Source organism: Virgibacillus sp. Bac332 (assembly GCF_003667785.1).
Classification (GTDB): Bacteria; Bacillota; Bacilli; order Bacillales; family Amphibacillaceae; genus Virgibacillus; species Virgibacillus salarius.
This window is the reverse complement of sequence record NZ_CP033046.1, coordinates 1010440-1026504: the sequence shown is the minus strand read 5'-3', so window position 1 is coordinate 1026504 and position 16065 is coordinate 1010440. Positions and strand designations below refer to the sequence as shown.

General features: G+C 35.9%; 13 protein-coding genes. 6 read left to right on the top strand and 7 right to left on the bottom strand.

Annotation, left to right across the window (positions count from 1 at the left end; genetic code table 11):
- Nucleotides 1-64: 64 nt before the first annotated feature.
- The 7 genes from gyrA to dnaA all read right to left on the bottom strand — a co-directional run bounded on the left by gyrA (nt 65) and on the right by dnaA (nt 9475).
- Complete coding sequence (gene gyrA / locus D9782_RS04805; RefSeq protein WP_026680127.1) at nt 65-2563, bottom strand: DNA gyrase subunit A; 2499 nt, start codon at nt 2561-2563, stop codon at nt 65-67.
- 95 nt (nt 2564-2658) lie between these two features.
- Nucleotides 2659-4584, bottom strand: a complete 1926-nt coding sequence (gene gyrB / locus D9782_RS04800) for a DNA topoisomerase (ATP-hydrolyzing) subunit B (protein ID WP_026680126.1) — start codon at nt 4582-4584, stop codon at nt 2659-2661.
- Between the two features lie 16 nt (nt 4585-4600).
- Nucleotides 4601-4900 carry an extracellular matrix regulator RemB gene (gene remB, locus D9782_RS04795; protein WP_026680125.1) on the bottom strand — a complete coding sequence of 100 codons (300 nt, stop codon included), beginning with the start codon at nt 4898-4900 and terminating at the stop codon, nt 4601-4603.
- A 15-nt stretch (nt 4901-4915) separates the two neighbouring features.
- Nucleotides 4916-6028, bottom strand: a complete 1113-nt coding sequence (gene recF, locus D9782_RS04790) for a DNA replication/repair protein RecF (RefSeq protein ID WP_026680124.1) — start codon at nt 6026-6028, stop codon at nt 4916-4918.
- Between the two features lie 275 nt (nt 6029-6303).
- Nucleotides 6304-6519 carry a S4 domain-containing protein YaaA gene (gene yaaA, locus D9782_RS04785; protein ID WP_026680123.1) on the bottom strand — a complete coding sequence of 72 codons (216 nt, stop codon included), beginning with the start codon at nt 6517-6519 and terminating at the stop codon, nt 6304-6306.
- A 257-nt stretch (nt 6520-6776) separates the two neighbouring features.
- Entirely contained in the window at nt 6777-7913 is a 1137-nt protein-coding gene (gene dnaN, locus D9782_RS04780) for a DNA polymerase III subunit beta (protein ID WP_026680122.1), read from the bottom strand.
- Between the two features lie 218 nt (nt 7914-8131).
- A complete protein-coding gene (gene dnaA / locus D9782_RS04775; protein WP_026680121.1) occupies nt 8132-9475 on the bottom strand; it encodes a chromosomal replication initiator protein DnaA in 1344 nt (447 codons plus the stop codon).
- 711 nt (nt 9476-10186) lie between these two features.
- Between dnaA and rpmH the strand changes: the two genes are divergently transcribed.
- The 6 genes from rpmH (at nt 10187) to mnmG (ending at nt 15965) form a co-directional block, all read left to right on the top strand.
- Nucleotides 10187-10321: a 50S ribosomal protein L34 gene (gene rpmH, locus D9782_RS04770; RefSeq protein WP_021290274.1), complete on the top strand. Its 135-nt coding sequence runs from the start codon at nt 10187-10189 to the stop codon at nt 10319-10321.
- 195 nt (nt 10322-10516) lie between these two features.
- Nucleotides 10517-10861, top strand: coding sequence for a ribonuclease P protein component (rnpA, locus tag D9782_RS04765; RefSeq protein ID WP_121604244.1), 345 nt, complete (start codon nt 10517-10519; stop codon nt 10859-10861).
- Nucleotides 10862-10975: 114 nt separating this feature from the next.
- The gene (gene spoIIIJ / locus D9782_RS04760; RefSeq protein WP_026680119.1) at nt 10976-11746 is read left to right on the top strand and encodes a YidC family membrane integrase SpoIIIJ; all 771 of its coding nucleotides are present in this window, start codon (nt 10976-10978) and stop codon (nt 11744-11746) included.
- Complete coding sequence (jag, locus tag D9782_RS04755; protein ID WP_026680118.1) at nt 11743-12357, top strand: RNA-binding cell elongation regulator Jag/EloR; 615 nt, start codon at nt 11743-11745, stop codon at nt 12355-12357. Before spoIIIJ ends, jag begins: the two co-directional genes overlap by 4 nt.
- A 286-nt stretch (nt 12358-12643) precedes the next feature.
- Complete coding sequence (gene mnmE, locus D9782_RS04750; protein WP_121604243.1) at nt 12644-14020, top strand: tRNA uridine-5-carboxymethylaminomethyl(34) synthesis GTPase MnmE; 1377 nt, start codon at nt 12644-12646, stop codon at nt 14018-14020.
- A gap of 58 nt (nt 14021-14078) precedes the next feature.
- On the top strand, nt 14079-15965 hold the full coding sequence (mnmG, locus tag D9782_RS04745) for a tRNA uridine-5-carboxymethylaminomethyl(34) synthesis enzyme MnmG (RefSeq protein ID WP_121604242.1): 1887 nt from the start codon (nt 14079-14081) through the stop codon (nt 15963-15965).
- The last annotated feature ends 100 nt before the right edge of the window (nt 15966-16065 follow it).

The window sequence follows — 16065 nt, the reverse complement described above, 5'->3', positions numbered from 1 at the left end:
ATAGTATCTCATTGTGTTTCATCTAGTTGAAAAAAAGATGGCCGAACGTCAGCCATCTTTTCAATTATTCTTCCACATCTTCTGTTGTATCTTGTGCTGCTTGATCTTTCTGATCCACTTGTTCTTCTTCCTCATCCTGATCAATCCTTGTTACAGTAGCTACTTCCTCATCATCCTGTAAACGGATCAAACGAACTCCCATCGTATTACGTCCAGTCTCTGATATATCTTCGACTGGAATACGAATGAGTACACCTGCAACAGTAATTAGCATAAGATCTTCTTTACCTGAAACAGCTTTCACCGCTGCTACATGTCCTGTTTTTTCTGTTAAATTACAAGTGTATATTCCTTTACCACCACGATTTGTTATTCGATACTCTGACTCTGGTGTTTGTTTACCATAACCCTTACTTGTTACGTGGAGAATCTTAGCATCTTCCTGTAAGATTTCCATGGAAACAACCTCATCATCTTCACGTAATGATATACCCTTTACGCCAGCTGCAGTCCTTCCCATAGATCGTATTTGGTCCTCTGGAAAACGAATTAAATAGCCATTTTTCGTTGCAATCATCATATCCTTTGTACCATCAGTTAGCCGCACTGAGATCAGCTCATCTTCTTCTCGAAGTCCTACTGCAATAAGTCCACCTTTACGAATATTTGCAAATTGGGCAAGTGACGTACGTTTAGAAATACCGTGCTTCGTTGTAAAAAATAAAAATTGATCTTCACGATAGTCTTTTACAGAGATAACCGCATTCACCCATTCGCCTTTCTCAATTTGCAACAGATTAATAATGGGAATTCCTTTTGCAGTTCTACTGAACTCTGGCACTTCATATCCTTTTGCCTTGTACACTTTACCTTTATTTGTGAAGAATAATATAGTGTCATGGGTAGAAGTAGAGACAAGATGTTCAACAAAATCATCCTCATTCGTTCCCATTCCTTGGATACCACGACCGCCACGCTTCTGAGTACGATAGGTAGAAGAAGGTAATCGTTTGATATATCCCTGATGTGTTAATGTAATAACAATGTTTTCTTCTGGGATTAGATCTTCGTCCTCAAAGAAATCACTACCACCAACAACAATTTCAGTTCGACGATCATCATTAAAGCGTTCCTTAATTTCTGTTAGCTCTTCACGAATAATCTCTAATACCTTTTCTTCATCCGCTAAAATCGCTTTTAACTCTTCAATTAGTTTTTGAAGTTCTTTATACTCATTTTCAATTTTTTCACGTTCAAGACCTGTTAAACGTTGTAAACGCATATCTAAAATTGCTTGTGCTTGTTTCTCAGATAGATCAAAACGTTCAATTAGTCCAGTACGTGCAATATCTGTTGTCTTTGAACTACGAATAAGCGCAATAACCTCATCCAAATTATCAAGCGCAATTCGCAACCCCTCTAAAATATGTGCACGTGCCTCAGCTTTTCGCAATTCAAATGCTGTACGCCGTTTAATAATTACTTTTTGATGCTCTAAATAATGAATAAGACATTGTTTGATTGAAAGTACTTTAGGTTGTCCGTCTACTAATGCCAACGTATTTATCCCAAAGGTAGTTTGCAACGCAGTATGTTTATATAAATTATTAAGAACAACATTCGCATTTACATCCCGACGGAGTTCAATAACGACACGTAGCCCATCACGATCTGATTCATCTCGTAAATCAGTAATTCCGTCAATTCGTTTATCTCGTACAAGCTCAGCAATCTTCTCTATCAGCTTTGCTTTATTTACCTGATATGGTAATTCAGTTGCAATAATCGTAGACTTTCCGTTTGGCTTCTCTTCAATATTGACTTTTGCTCGAATAGTAACAGAGCCTTTCCCTGTTTCATATGCTTTGCGAATTCCACTCCTACCAAGAATTTGCCCAGCTGTAGGGAAATCAGGACCATGAATATAATCCTCCATCAGTTCATCAATTGTAATTTCTGGATCTTTACTTAGCGCAAGTACGGCATCTATTGTTTCACCAAGATTATGTGGTGGAATATTTGTTGCCATCCCTACAGCTATCCCTGATGCTCCATTAACAAGTAAGTTAGGAAATCTAGAAGGGAAAACAACTGGTTCCCTTTCTGAGCCATCATAGTTATCCGTATAATCGATTGTATCTTTATTGATATCACGCAATAATTCCATGGATATTTTTGACATTCTTGCTTCCGTATAACGCATTGCTGCCGCTGAATCTCCATCTACAGAACCAAAATTACCATGCCCATCTACCAGCATATTTCGATAACTAAAATCCTGCGCCATCCTTACCATAGCTTCATAAACAGCTGAATCACCATGTGGATGATATTTACCAATTACTTCACCAACGATACGAGCAGATTTTTTATAAGCTTTATCTGCATGCATACCTAAATCATTCATTGCATATAATATTCTACGATGAACAGGCTTTAATCCGTCACGAACATCTGGAAGAGCACGTGAGACAATAACACTCATTGCATAATCAAGGAATGATGTACGCATTTCCTGACTAAGATTTATCTCCTGTACATTTGGACGTTGCTGATCCGCCATTGTAATACTACCTCCATTCACTAGTACAACCAAAACCTATAAAGCCTGAGAAGCTGGCTTTATATTTTATATAACAACGTGGAACGTGGCTTTATCTAAATATCCAAATTCTTTACATATTGGGCATTCTCTTGGATAAAGTTTCTTCGTGGTTCCACTTTATCTCCCATCAGCACATCAAAAATCTGATCAGCGTCAATTGCATCAGATAATTCAACTTGAAGAAGGGTACGTGATTCTGGACTCATTGTTGTTTCCCAAAGTTGCGTTGCATTCATTTCCCCTAAACCTTTATATCGCTGCAAGCCTGGTTTTGGAGCTTTCGGTATTTCCTCTAATATCCGTTCCATCTCTTTGTCATTGTAGGCATAATGAACAGCCTTACCTTGTTGTATCTTGTAAAGAGGTGGCTGCGCAATATAAACATAGCCATGCTCAATAAGTGGGCGCATATAACGATAAAAGAAGGTTAACAATAACGTTCGAATATGGGCACCATCAACATCGGCATCTGTCATAAGCACAATTTTATGATAACGCGCTTTAGTGATATCAAAATCCTCGCCAATCCCTGTACCTAAAGCAGTAATAATCGTTCGCACTTCATTATTTGATAAAATTTTATCAAGCCGCGCTTTTTCTACGTTTAAAATCTTTCCACGTAAAGGTAAGATTGCTTGAAAATGTCGGTCACGTCCTTGTTTAGCAGATCCTCCCGCAGAATCTCCCTCCACAATGTACAATTCACTGATTTTAGCATCCTTTGAAGAACAATCTGCAAGTTTACCAGGTAAATTGGATACTTCCAACGCACTTTTTCTACGTGTCAGTTCACGAGCTTTTTTCGCCGCTGCCCGGGCACGTGAAGCCATTAATCCTTTTTCTACAACGATTTTAGCAACGTTTGGATTTTCGAATAAAAATTTAGAAAAGGTTTCACTAAAAACAGAATCGGTAACTGTCCGTACTTCACTATTACCTAATTTAGTCTTTGTTTGACCTTCAAACTGAGGATCAGGATGTTTAACGGAAACAATTGCTGTCAATCCTTCGCGAACATCGTCTCCAGATAAATTCGGATCATTTTCCTTAAATAAGTTATTCTTTCTAGCATAATCGTTAATCACACGTGTCAATCCTGTTTTAAACCCAGATTCATGCATACCGCCCTCATAGGTATGAATATTATTGGCAAATGAATAGAGATTGCTCGTAAAGCCATCATTGTATTGAATGGCAACTTCTACAGATATCCCTTGCTCTTCTCCTTCAGCATAAAAAGGCTCATGCAAGATTTCCTTTGTGCGATTTATATATTCTACATAAGAGCTAATTCCACCCTCATAATGATAATTAATTGGCTCTGAGTCTGTTCGCTTATCTTCAATGGAAATATTGATTCCCTTATTTAGAAATGCTAACTCTCTAAGACGTTGAGATAACGTATCAAAATTATACGTCGTGGTTTCGTTAAAGATTTCTGGATCAGGATTGAAATGTGTAATTGTTCCCGTAATATCTGTTTCGCCAACTACTTCAATTTCCCCTTGTGGAACACCTTTTTTAAACTGTAAATAATGAATTTTATTATCTCGATGGACATGTACCTCTAAATTAGTAGACAGCGCATTAACAACAGAAGCACCTACGCCATGAAGCCCACCAGAAACCTTATAACCACCACCACCGAACTTTCCTCCGGCATGAAGGACAGTCATAATAACTTCTAAAGCTGGGCGTCCTGTTTTTTTCTGGATATCAACAGGGATACCGCGTCCATTATCCTTTACCGTTATACTATTATCCTTTTCGATAATAACCTCGATCTTATCACAATAGCCAGCTAGGGCTTCATCAATACTGTTATCTACAATTTCCCAGACGAGATGATGCAAGCCTTTTTCACTTGTTGAACCAATATACATTCCGGGACGTTTACGGACCGCTTCTAGCCCTTCAAGTACCTGTATTTGATCTGCATCATAGGCCTGTTCATTCATGATCTTATCTTCCATTGACATGTTTTCACATCCATTTCTAAACTTCTTCGGAATCTAGTTCCTTAATTTCGTCTGAAAAATCATCGAGCTTGCTGATTGTAGATATCATACTTGCTCTTTTTTTCAGAGTAGAGACAGATAAAGTGCTATAATACATCATCTCTTTCGTAATCATGACTGATTTTGCATGTTCAATCGGTCCAGCTACTCGCTTCTCTTTTAATGATTCTGTCATTAACTCTTCCATAATGGTTGATGATGAAATTAAATGATAATCAATAATAGCAACAACATCACTCGAGTGAATGACGGTATCATTTCCAATATGAATAAACATCTGTATCCCCCCACATTATGCTTCTACTTTTCCTTCCTGCACACGAAAGATTTCCGCTTTTTCTAATGTTTCATGATTAATGCCATCAACACTTGTGGTGGATACGAAGGTCTGAACTTTACCATGAATTGTGTTTAAAAGATGAGATTGTCGGAAATCATCTAGTTCGCTTAACACATCATCCAACAATAAAATGGGGTATTCTCCTACCTCACTATAAATTAATTCAATCTCTGCTAGTTTTACAGATAAAGCTGCTGTTCGCTGCTGTCCTTGTGATCCATAGGTTTGTACGTCTCTATGATTAACATAAAACAGCAGATCGTCACGATGCGGGCCAATTAATGTTGTCCCTCTCTCGATCTCTTTTTCTTGAATGCTTTTGAATTTTTCACAGTATATATCTTCTATTTTCTCCTTATTTGCTTCTTCTGATACTTCTATTGTCGGAGAATACTTTATTTCCAGACTTTCAAGTTGACGACTAATACCATAATGTATCGGACTAGCCCATTTTCTTAATAAATCCAAAAAAACAAACCGCCTTTCCAATAGAGTTGCGGCATGTTCTGCGAGCTGCTCTGTTAAAACCTGCAACATCGTAGTATCTTGATCCGATCTGCGTTGCAATTGTTTTAGAACAGAATTACGTTGTTTAAGGATTTTTTGGTACTGTCCTAAATGATAGATGTAACGAGGCTGTATTTGGCCAAGTTCCATATCAATGAAACGTCTGCGAATTTGTGGTGCTCCTTTTACAAGTGTTAAATCCTCTGGAGCAAACATAACAACATTTAGCGCTCCTATATAATCACTTAACCGCTTTTGTTCCAATCGATTTAACTTCGCCTTTTTCCCTTTTGAGGAGATTACGATTTCTAGCGGAAAAGATTGTTTTCTTTTAGTAATTCTACCTTCTATTTTAGCATATTCTTCATCCCATTTGATCAATTCCTTTTCTCTAGGAGTTCGATGGGACTTTGTAAAGGCAAGCAGGTAGATAGCCTCCATTAAATTCGTTTTCCCCTGCGCATTTTCACCGATAATTACATTTATCTTATCATCAAATGATATATCCAATTTATGGTAATTACGGTAATTTTTTAATTGTAGCTTTTCAATATGCATAGTTAATCCTCTTCTAATCATAAAAAATTATGATTCCATCCTTTTAACGTAGGTAATCTATTGAAATAACGTTTTTCGAAAACAGATTTTTATGAATGACGGCTTGCTGATGCCTGTTAAATTCTTCCTAGTAATGAGATTGCAAAGCAGCAAAAATAGCTTGAACCTGAACGAATTGCAGACGCAGAATGAAAAAAGCTGCGTCAGAAACAAGCAAGTTTTATTTTAACCGTCAAAATCATTTTCTAAGACTCTATATGTTAATTCATTTTTTATCAATCTGTAACGAGAAAAGACCCGATTTCCTCAATCTTCACCACATCACCAGGATATAGCTTTCTCCCTCGCCTATGTTCTCGTTCACCATTAACTAAGACGCCAACATCTTGTAAATAGGCTTTTACCATACCACCAGATTCTAAAACATTGGCAAGCTTGATGAATTGGCCTAAGGAGATATATTCCGTTCGTATAGTTATTTTTTCAGGCATATTATCACTCTTTTAGGTCATATTTGTAAAACACGTATCTATTTATCCTCTATTCTTATTTTACTAAAGATTTTCCATTAAGGAAAGGTATGACCCTTTATATCCTAAAATAATCGCTTATTTAAGCTAAAAATCACTTATACAGATGTAAAAAGCCCTTATCTTCGTCCGATAAGAGCTTTTTATTAAATTTTACGCTGAAATATCAAAGTGATTGTTAATTTTTTGATTAAATTAACGGAAAGCATGAGCTATTTTTAGTATGTTCTCACAGGTACAATTAACTGCAGGATAGAGTCTTCATTTGCTGGATGAATAATAAATGGTCGTAGCGCTCCAGTGAATTCGATATTCACATCCTCAAATTCAATGGCTTTCAATGCATCCATCATGTATTTAGAACTAAATGAAATCTTTAACTCTTCTCCCTCTATTGAAGATACCGCAACTTCTTCTGTAACATTTCCAACTTCTGGATGATTACTTGCAATTTCTACTAGCTGATCACCTTGTGTAGTTAAACGAACTACATTATTGCGTTCTTCTTTAGCTAATAGGGAAGCACGATCAATTGTACTTAATAATTCTTTCGTTTTAACATGCAATACCGTTTTGCTTTGATCAGGAATTAACCGAGAGGTTTCTGGATAATTACCGTCTAATAAACGGGATAAGAAATTCAAATGTTTTGTTCGGAATAAAATTTGATTACTAGTTACACTAATTTCAACCTTATCCTCTGTATCATCTAAGATTTTGTTTAATTCATTTAGACTTTTTCCCGGAACAACAACATTAGAAAATTCATTGGTAGTATCTGCTACTGGTATCGTTCTAGAAGCTAGTCGATGACTATCTGTCGCTGTAAATGTAAGTGTTTGATTTTCTAATTTTACATTTACACCCGTTAAGATTGGTCGAGTTTCCATTGTGGATACAGCAAATACCGTTTGTTTAATTAAGCTCTTTAGTAAATCAATTGGTAGTTCAAAACTATCATCTGTCTGTAATTTAGGTAATTGTGGATATTCTGTAGCATCTTGTCCATTTAAATTAAATTCTGCTTTTCCTGAGCGAATGGTTACTTTTAAGTTTTCATCTGCATGTATTTCTATCGTCTTTTCAGGAAGTTTGCGAACAATGTCTGGGAAATACTTCGCTTGTAGTACAATACTTCCTTCTTCAATGTACTCAACATTAACCGTACCGTTTTCTTCAGCAGGAATATAGGACTCAATAGATATATCAGAATCACTTCCTGTTAAGGTTATACCGTCTTGTCTAGCTTCAATTTTTATTCCAGTTAATATAGGAATAACCGTTCTAGATGAAATAGCCTTCATTACATTTTGAACACTTGCTATTAATTGATCTCGCTGAATGATAAATTTCATGAAATAAATCCTCCTAGTGGAAGTTCTTTTTAATTATATTATTTTATAAAAATATAGTAATAATAATAATAAGGGCTGTGATTATGTGGATAAATCTGTTTTTGTCAATGCGCTAAGGTTATTCACATGTGGACAACTTGTTTATAAGGTTGTCTCTGTTTTCCACAGTTTTCACAGGATCTTTAATTAGCTGAAAATGAGAAAGTGAGAGTTATAATTTAAAGTGATTTTAATTGCTCTTTCAATTCTTCAAGTTCTTTTACTAATTGCGTATCCTTTTCCATCAACTTTGATACTTTTTCATGAGCATGAATTACTGTAGTATGATCTCGCCCACCGAACTCTTCACCGATTTTTGGTAAGGATGCGTCTGTCATTTCTCGAGATAGATACATAGCAATCTGGCGTGGAAAAGCAATCGATTTTGTCCGTTTTTTGGCAATAAAATCTTCTAATCGTACATTATATTTTGCTCCAACCGTTTCTTGAATGCTCTGGATAGTTATTATCTTTGGTTGATTACTAGGAATAATATCTTTTAAAGCATCAGCAGCTAGTGATGCATCAATATCTTGATTAACTAAGGATGAATAAGCAACAATTCGAATAAGCGCACCTTCTAGCTCGCGAATATTCGTATCAATTTGATTAGCGATATAAAGCATAACCTCATTTGGAATGTCGAGTCCTTCTGCTTTTGCTTTTTTTGTTAAGATAGCAATTCTGGTCTCTAAATCCGGTGGTGTAATATCTGTAATTAATCCCCATTCAAAGCGAGAGCGAAGCCTGTCCTCTAAAGTTGGAATCTCTTTTGGTGGCCGATCACTTGAAATAATTATTTGTTTATTATCGTCATGTAATGCATTAAATGTATGGAAAAATTCTTCCTGTGTCGATTCCTTACCTGCTATAAATTGAATATCATCAATTAGCAGAACATCAACATTTCGATATTTATTACGAAAGTTAACTGTTTTATTATCCATAATTGCGTTAATAAATTCGTTTGTAAATTTCTCAGAAGATAGATAAACGACCTTTGCGTTTGGATTATGATCACGTACATAATGTCCAATGGCATGCATTAAATGTGTTTTCCCTAGACCTACTCCTCCATATATAAACAACGGGTTATATGCTTGTGCTGGTGCCTCAGCTACAGCCAAGGATGCAGCATGAGCGAATCTGTTTCCAGCACCAATAACAAACGTATCAAAGGTATATTTTGCATTTAACATGGATTTAGGTGCTTCATTAGGATCGTCTTTTGGCTTTTGCTTCTGTGTAGGTTCGAAGTTATCAATCGACGTACTTGTATTCGGAAGTATAAATTTAGCAACAATATCTGAACCAGTTATTTCTGATAGAATCTCGGAAATAAGCTTTGTGTATTGATTTTCAAGCCAATCTCTAGCAAATTCATTTGGTGCGGAAACAATAAGTGTATTGTTTTCGATGGTTTCTGCTTTTGTGTTCTTTAACCATGTATCAAAGCTCGGCTTACTAATTTTTTCTTCAATTCTCTCTAAGGTAGCTATCCATATTTCCTGTATATTCTCCAAGCAGAATTTCACTCCTTTCACTGTAATAAATGTCATCCACTTCCAATTATCGATGTTTCTATTAGGAACCATTTATGTTAATTAATGAGTATTTACGTAAAGACTGCATACTGCTCCAATTAATGAGTAATAATGACATAAAAAGCCTCTCTCAATCTTTTAAAGATGGAAAGGCAAGATAAATAGAATTTACGTTTGGGTCTACTTCCAATTGTATTTAAAATTGAAGGGTTAAAATGGTATAACAAAAATAATATTGGTGTGGATAAATAAATATAGGTGGAATAAGCTTTGAATTAATTATAAACGTTGTCCACAGCTTTGTTGATAACAACATAAACAATCATGTTAACAAGTATCCACAAGTTATCCACAGTCTGTGTATAACTAGAATTTCAGTTTTCTTTTTTCACAAGTTAAACACAAATATAATATCAGAAAAACCCTTTGAATGCAATGGGGTTTCGACAGTTATCCACAAAGTCCATCGGTTGTAGACAATTATTGTCCACACCACTATATTTTGTGATTTTCCTGTCGATATATGTTGTGGATAGCAAATAAGACTCGATTATTTCCAAACAGTAGGGTGTGGATAGTTTAAATTAGAAGTGAGTTGACAGATGGAAGTATTTTTACGTATAATTACAAAGACTGTCTATTGACTGTTTAATAAAAGATTATTTCATCCCTTAGGGAGGTGCAGGATAAATGAAAAGAACGTATCAACCAAATAATCGCAAACGTAAAAAAGTACACGGCTTTCGCTCACGTATGAGTACTAAAAACGGACGTAAAGTATTGGCTCGTCGTCGTCGTAAAGGAAGAAAAGTCTTGTCTGCATAGGCCACTGAATAATCAGTGGTCTTTTTTCCACTTTAGACATATTGTTTATAGATAGAAGTGGGGTTAATGTGTTATTACCACTTATAAGTTGGGCAGCTTAAGAATAGAAGAATGATATTTCTTCTATAATTATACATAGAAAAGACCAGAATCAGGGACAAGCTGATAAGTGGTATACGTAATAAGGTGATATAGATGAAGAAAGAATTTCGAATTAAAAAGAATGAAGAATTTCAATATACGTTTAAGTGTGGTAAATCTTTTGCAAACAGACAACTCGTCATCTATTATGTAGAGAAAAAGGGGCAGAATCATTTCAGAATTGGGTTATCTGTTGGAAAAAAGATAGGAAATGCGGTAACAAGAAATCGAATTAAGCGTTATTTACGTCAGTCTTTTCAAGAATTAGAGGAAAAAATTGCGTATCCACATGATATTGTAATCATTGCCAGACACCCTGCAAAACAGATGGAATATCATGAAATCAAAAAAAGCTTGACACATCTTTTATATAAAGAACGATTGTTAAAAAATCAATAAATTTAATATAGAATCTTAGGTTTGTTTAGGTTAAAATAACTCTTAGGATAAGCTATTTGAATATTCGTTGATAGAAAAGAGTTAGCTCTTTTATTTTAGTTAGGAGGAAAAGTGTTGCGTAAAAAGTTTTGGTTGCTGGTAACTTTAATTGGTCTGCTAGCAATACTTTCTGGTTGTACCGATGTAAATGAACCTATCACGGAAGAAAGTGAAGGTATCTGGAATAAATATTTCGTCTTTCCAGTATCCATGCTAATCACATATTTTGCAGAATTATTTAATGAAAACTACGGTCTAGCGATTGTAATCGTTACTATTTTAGTAAGGCTAGTACTGCTACCACTAAATGTGAAACAATTAAAGAGTTCAAAAGCTATGCAGGATATTCAGCCTAAGTTGAAGGAACTGCAACAGAAATATAGCTCGAAAGATGCAAATACACAGCAAAAACTACAGCAGGAAACAATGGCATTATTTCAAAAGAATGGGGTAAATCCGCTTGCAGGGTGCTTACCAATATTTATTCAAATGCCTATTTTAATTGCCATGTATCATGCAATTATGCGTACGGAATCCATCAAAACACATAGTTTTCTGTGGTTTGAGCTAGGTGCGCCGGATCCATTTTTCATTTTACCGATTATTGCTGCAGCAGCTACGTGGTTCCAGCAAAAATTGATGATGTCAGGAAGTCCAGCCGCTCAAAATCCACAAATGATGGTTATGCTTTATGTGATGCCTATTATGATTGGTGTTTTTGCAATATTCTTCCCAGCAGCATTGGCGTTATATTGGGTAGTAGGGAATATCTTTATGGTTGCCCAAACACTATTTATCCGTAAACCAATGATGGCTGATAAAAGTAATGGAGGAGACAAAAAGTGAGAGAAATAACTGCTAGTGGACAAACGGTTGAAGAAGCGGTCCAATCAGCATTAGAGCAGTTAAATACAACAAGGGACCAAGTCGAAATCGACGTGATTGATGAAGGAAAAAAAGGGTTACTAGGTGTTTTCGGGTCCAAACGCGCTTTTGTAAAGGTATCGACTGTCAAAAATCAGATAGAAGAAACGGAAAAATATTTACAGCAAATCATAAAACAGATGCATATAGATGCTACGATTTTTACAAAGGTAGAGGAAAATCATGTAACCTATGATGTACAGGGTGATAATATAGCTTTACTTATTGGAAAAAGAGGACAAACTTTAAATGCCTTACAATATTTACTACATCTTGTTATCAATAAAGAAGGAAAGCAATATTATACGGTGACACTAGATGCTGAAGGTTATCGGGGACGTAGAAAAGAGACACTTGAGTCGCTTGCGTTAAAAATGGCAGATAAGGCTATCCGCATGAATAAAAAGGTAGCTTTGGAGCCAATGCCTGCCTTCGAACGTAAAATTATTCATAGTGTGCTACAAGCAAATGAAGAAGTTTCGACATATTCTGATGGTAAAGAGCCACATCGTCATATTGTAATACAGCCTTAATATGGCTAGTAAGAAATAAATCAAAAATTATCCGCTTAGTGCCAAACTAGGCGGAATTTTTTTTGAAAAAGGGTAGCATTATTTTGACAGATTGTGTACAATTCACGAAGCAGGAAGCGTATATCGAATAAAGTTATCCACATGTGCATAAACCTTATCACGTTTAGCAGGGATGTGTTGTGGATAACTTTATTTTTATTAAAAAGTATGATATTCTATTAAGTTAGTGACGATAAAAATAATTATACGTTCTATATATATAACTTTATGTTGGAGGTGAAGAGCAATGGAAACAGATACAATTACTGCAATATCCACACCGATTGGTGAAGGGGCGATAGCAATTGTCCGATTAAGTGGTCCTGAAGCAATTTCAATAACTACGGAAATATTCAAAGGCAATGATTTAAAGCAGGTAGCGTCGCATACTATTAACTATGGGAAAATTATCGATCCACAATCAAATGAGATTGCTGAGGAAGTAATGGTTTCTGTGATGCGAGCGCCGAAAACATTTACACGTGAAGATGTAGTTGAAATTAACTGTCATGGTGGAATGGTTGCTGTAAATCGTGTGCTGGAAATTATATTGAGTAAAGGAGCACGTTTAGCAGAGCCTGGTGAGTTTACCAAACGAGCCTTTCTACATGGCAGAATAGATTTGTCTCAAGCTGAGGCGGTAATGGATTTAATCCGGGCTAAAACAGACAAAGCAATGTCGGTAGCTCTAAAACAAATGGATGGTCGTTTGTCTACTTTAATTGAGCGTCTACGACAGGATCTATTGGAAACAGTTGCTCATGTTGAGGTGAATATTGATTATCCTGAATATGATGATGTGGAAGAAATGTCACATGAAATGATGCGTAAGAAGACAAAAGAAGTTCATGCAGAAATAGAGAAGCTGTTACAGGTTGCTAAACAAGGCAAAATATTAAGAGAAGGCTTAGCAACGGCTATTATTGGTAGACCAAATGTCGGTAAGTCTTCGTTAATGAATACACTGGTTCAAGAAAATAAGGCCATTGTAACAGAAATACCAGGGACAACACGGGATATTATTGAAGAGTATGTAAACGTAAGAGGTGTTCCACTACGTTTGGTAGATACAGCAGGTATTAGAGAAACAGAAGATATTGTTGAGAAGATTGGTGTGGAACGCTCTAGACAGGTATTAAAAGAGTCTGATTTGATTTTATTCGTTTTGAACTATAACGATGATTTAACAGAGGAAGACGAAAAATTATTTACAGCAATACAGGGACTTAATTATATTGTAATAATTAATAAGACAGACCTTGAGCAAAAATTGGATTTAGAGCGGGTAAAAGTGCTAGCAGAGAATAAACCAGTTGTCACTACCTCATTAATTGAAGAAGAAGGTGTAGATGAATTAGAAAATGCGATTTCTAAAACGTTCTTCGAAGGGGAAATTGATACCGGAGATCTAACGTATGTTTCAAATGTACGACATATTCAGTTATTAAAACAAGCCAGCCGTGCATTAGAAGATGCTATCGATGCTCTAAAATTAGAAATGCCTCTGGATATTGTTCAAATTGATGTTACAAGAACATGGGAATTATTAGGAGAAATTATTGGTGATACAGCAAGTGACAGTTTAATTGATCAGCTGTTTTCACAATTTTGTTTAGGAAAGTAAATAAAAACTATCGTTTTTTTTGATATTGGTAATGAAAATATAGAAAGGATGAAGACCAATGACATATGATGCAGGTCATTATGACGTGATTGTAGTTGGTGCAGGGCATGCTGGAGTAGAAGCAGGTCTCGCTGCAGCAAAAATGGGTGCAAAGACATTAATGCTCACACTCAACCTAGATATGATTGCCTTTATGCCATGTAACCCGTCAATAGGCGGACCTGCTAAAGGTATAGTGGTTCGTGAAATAGATGCACTTGGCGGTGTTATGGCAAAAGTAATTGATAAAACGTATATTCAAATGCGTATGTTAAATACTGGGAAAGGACCAGCTGTGCAGGCTTTGCGTGCACAAGCTGATAAGCCTTTATATATAAAAGAAATGAAACAAATAATTGAAAATGAAAGAAATCTTACACTACGTCAAGGTATGGTAGATCAATTAATTGTCGAAAATGGCATATGTAAAGGTGTTATTACTGAAACGAATGCTGCTTATAGTGCAGAAACAGTTATAATTACTACTGGTACGTTTATGCGTGGGAAAGTTTTAATGGGGGATCTGGAGTATGAGAGTGGTCCTAATAACCAACGCCCAACAATTAAGCTATCCGAAAACTTAGAAGAGCTTGGGTTTGAGATTACTCGCTTTAAAACAGGTACTCCACCAAGAGTAAATAGTCATACCATTGATTATTCAAAAACAGAGATCCAACCAGGTGATGAAAAACCACAAAGTTTTTCTTATGAAACAACGGAATATATTACGGAGCAAATCCCATGTTGGTTAACGTATACAAATGAATTTACACATGAAATAATTAATGAGAACCTATCACTTTCATCCATGTATTCTGGTATGAAAAGGGGAACGGGTCCTCGTTATTGCCCGTCTATTGAAGACAAAATTGTTCGATTTAATGATAAACCTCGTCATCAAATTTTCCTAGAACCAGAAGGAAGAGATACGGAAGAGGTTTATGTACAAGGACTTTCCACATCACTTCCTGAATCCATTCAACATGAAATGGTAAGAAGTGTAGAAGGACTAGAGAATGCAGAAATTATGCGCGCAGGCTATGCAATTGAATATGATGCAATTGTACCAACACAGCTGTGGCCAACCTTGGAAACAAAAAAAATTCCTGGATTGTTTACTGCTGGTCAAATTAACGGTACTTCGGGTTATGAAGAAGCTGCTGCTCAAGGAATTATGGCAGGAATTAATGCCGCAGCAAAAGTATTGGATAAAGAACCAGTTATTCTAGATCGATCCCAAGCTTATATTGGTGTACTAATAGATGATTTAGTAACAAAAGGAACCAATGAGCCCTATCGTCTTCTTACTTCTCGTGCGGAATATCGTCTATTATTAAGACATGATAATGCTGATTTACGAATGACTGAATTAGGCTACCAGCTTGGTCTTATCTCAGAAGAACGCTATGCTAAATTTGTCGAGAAAAATCGACTGGTAGAAGAAGAGAAAAATCGATTGTTCAAGCTAATTATAAAACCTTCTGAAGAGGTAAACTACCTGCTTGAGCAAGCAGGTGCAACACCTCTAAAAGAAGCTATAAAAGCTTATGATTTATTGAAGCGTCCAGAATTATCCTATGATTTATTATCATCTATTATCCAAGCAGATCCCAAATTATCCGCTGAAGTAACGGAACAGGTCGGTATTCAAATAAAATATGAAGGCTATATCAAAAAAGCAAATGAACAAGTAGAGCGTATGCTTAAGATGGAAGATAAGAAAATTCCAGTAGATATTGATTATGATGATATTAGTGGAATAGCTACAGAAGCAAAAGAAAAGCTTAAAAAGGTAAGACCACTATCCGTAGGTCAAGCGTCACGAATTTCAGGGGTCAATCCTGCAGATATATCCATTTTAATCGTATATATTGAACAAGGAAATATCGCTCGTTTGGCGAATTAGTATTTGATTGACAGTGGACTGATGCAGGAGTGTTTAGGATATTTCAGGTTACAGAAAGGTATACAGCTGTTATTCCTTTCTGTAACACCCTCTACATAAG